The following is a 2,279-nucleotide window of genomic DNA, read 5'->3' on the forward strand; positions in this document are numbered from 1 at the left end:
CAGGCTCTGGCTCACGTCAAAGTCCACGGTCAGGATGGTGGACTCGCTCTCCAGGTTTACCGCGTCGTCGCCGGACGGGAACTTGACCTTGACGCCGCTGGAGCAGGCGGAGGGGATGTTCAGGCGGCCCTTGGAGGCGGCCACGCCCGCGGGAAGCTGCGCGCCGTCCGAGGCGAACACGTCGCCGCTGTTGGTGACGACGTACGCCTCGCACACCACGAAGCGCAGCTCCGAGTAGCGGCCGGCCGGCACCGTGGCGCCGTTCACCAGTTCCGCGGTGCGCCCGCCGGACAGGGTGAGCAGGTTCACCCAGTCGGTGCGGTTGGTGGTCAGGTCCACGCGCCCGCCGCGGCCGGCGGCGGAGCTGTCGGCCTTTTCGCCCCCCTGCAGGTAGATGCGGTCGATTCGCACCCACGCTTCGCGGACGTCGGCCGGAGCGTCGGTCAGGCGGATGGAGATGCGCGCCTGGTCGGTGGACGTGCCGCCGTCGCAGGCGGCGAGCGCCGCGGCGGCCATCAGGGGAAGAAACAGCTTGGCGTTCCGGATCATGGTCGGGTGTCGTTGGGAGGGTGTGTCTGCTTCGCCTGCGCCGATCGAGGCTTCGATCCGCACCGTTGCGCTACTGACGCCCATCTCCGCCCCGCGTCACACCCAGGGTTGCCGGATGAATCCTGCTACATCCACCCGTTCCAGCATCTCTCCGGCCGCGCTCCCGCGCCGCGCTGTCCCCGCGCCGGACTCCCCACGTCATACGCGTGAACCGGCCGCAGGAGTCTGCCGATGCCGATCAGGAGACAGAAAAGAGCCCCGCAACTCACGCGAGGCTCCCTTGTCCGTCATCCACCGTACCCGCCCGGATCACTCGTACACGAACGTGACGTCCTTGCTGATTTCCGGAAGGAGGCTGCGGTGCACCGGGCAGGTGAGCGCCACCCGCTCCAGCCGTTCGCGCTGCTCGTCCGTGAGCGCGGCAGGAAGGTGCAGGGTCACGGGAATGCGATCCACGCGGCGCGGATCGGCGCGCATGTGCTTTTCCAGCGAAAAGCGCGAGCCCTCCAGCGACATCCCGTTCCGCTCGGCGTAGATGGCCATCACCGTGAGCATGCAGGCGCCCAGCGATGCGGCCAGCAAGTCCGTGGGGGAGAAGGAGCTGCCATCGCCCGCGTTGTCCACCGGCGCGGCCGTGCGGATTTCCGCGCCGGACGGGCCGTGCCGCAGTTCCACCTTGAGGTTGCCGGCGTACCGGCCCGTCATTTCTACCGCCATCCAACGTTCTCCTGCCGCGATCGCGCGACGGTTCTGTGTTCTGTGCTCCCGGCGGAGCATCCGCTGTCCCCTCCAGAGGTCAGGCCAAGCCGCGCCCCCGCCGGCACCGGTCCGCTAAGCGCATGCCGCGCATCCACATGGCCGAACGGGGGGATGGGGCGCGCCGGTTGCCCTCTGCGCAGGCGTCCGGCCGAGCGCCGGCGCTCATTCATCGACACGAAGAACGCGCGAGGAACCCATGCGCACCCCTCTGATTGCTCTGGCCGCCCTGCTGCTCGCCGCCCCCGCCCTCGCTGCCCAGGACGACTGGGACGTGTGGGACTGCGAACGCTACGAGTGCGAAAAGATCCCCACCGGCGGCTACGTGGGCGGCAGCCTGGCCGCGGCCCGCACGCAGGGCGAGTTCAGCGACTACGTCCGCGGCGGGTTTGGCGGCGACCTGCACTTCATCCAGAAGCTGGACCGCGACGGCTGGCTGGCGCTGCGCACCGACGCCGGCATTCTGGTCTACGGCTACGAGAGCCAGCGCGTCCCGCTGAGCCCCACCATCGGCGGGCGCGTGCTGGTGGACCTGACCACGAGCAACAACATCGCCTGGTTCGGCGTGGGCCCGCAGATCGGCGTGCCGAACGGCCGGCTTCAGCCGTACGTCAACGCGTTCGCCGGCTACTCGGTGCTGTGGACGTCCTCGTCCGTGAGCGACATCGGCTACGATGACGACGACGCGTTCACCACCAACAACTTCAGCGACGGCAGCTTCAGCTACGGCGGCGGGGCCGGGCTGTACATTCCCGTGCGCGGCGGCCCCAGCCCCGTGTCAGTGGACCTGGGCGTGCGCTACCACAACAACGGCCGCGCCGAGTACCTGCGCGAGGGCGACATCGAAGACAACCCGGACGGCAGCATCACGCTCTACCCCGTCCGCAGCGACACCGACCTGCTGACCTTTCACGTAGGCTTCAGCATCGGGATCGCGCGATAAAAGAAGTGCCCGGTGCCAAGTGCCCGGTGCC

At 69.2% G+C, this 2,279-nt stretch carries 3 protein-coding genes; 1 reads left to right on the forward strand and 2 read right to left on the reverse strand.

Annotated elements, in window-relative coordinates:
- Both VF665_RS12035 and VF665_RS12040 read right to left on the reverse strand, forming a co-directional pair.
- On the reverse strand, window positions 1-549 hold a 549-nt coding region (locus VF665_RS12035), incomplete at its 3' end, for a DUF4382 domain-containing protein (protein ID WP_331053665.1).
- Window positions 550-858: 309 nt separating this feature from the next.
- The gene (locus VF665_RS12040) at window positions 859-1,266 is read right to left on the reverse strand and encodes an OsmC family protein (RefSeq protein WP_331053666.1); all 408 of its coding nucleotides are present in this window, start codon (window positions 1,264-1,266) and stop codon (window positions 859-861) included.
- A gap of 238 nt (window positions 1,267-1,504) precedes the next feature.
- Here VF665_RS12040 and VF665_RS12045 point away from each other — a divergent pair, with 238 nt between their 5' ends.
- Window positions 1,505-2,248, forward strand: coding sequence for an outer membrane beta-barrel protein (locus tag VF665_RS12045; protein ID WP_331053667.1), 744 nt, complete (start codon window positions 1,505-1,507; stop codon window positions 2,246-2,248).
- Window positions 2,249-2,279: the final 31 nt, after the last annotated feature.

Origin of the sequence: Longimicrobium sp. (assembly GCF_036387355.1) — a bacterium.
GTDB lineage: Bacteria > Gemmatimonadota > Gemmatimonadetes > Longimicrobiales > Longimicrobiaceae > Longimicrobium.

Bases quoted from the DNA above. Each gene is read 5' to 3' on its own strand.
- VF665_RS12040 (WP_331053666.1), bottom strand. From the start codon at position 1,266: ATGGCGGTAGAAATGACGGGCCGGTACGCCGGCAACCTCAAGGTGGAA.
- VF665_RS12045 (WP_331053667.1), top strand. From the start codon at position 1,505: ATGCGCACCCCTCTGATTGCTCTGGCCGCCCTGCTGCTCGCCGCCCCC.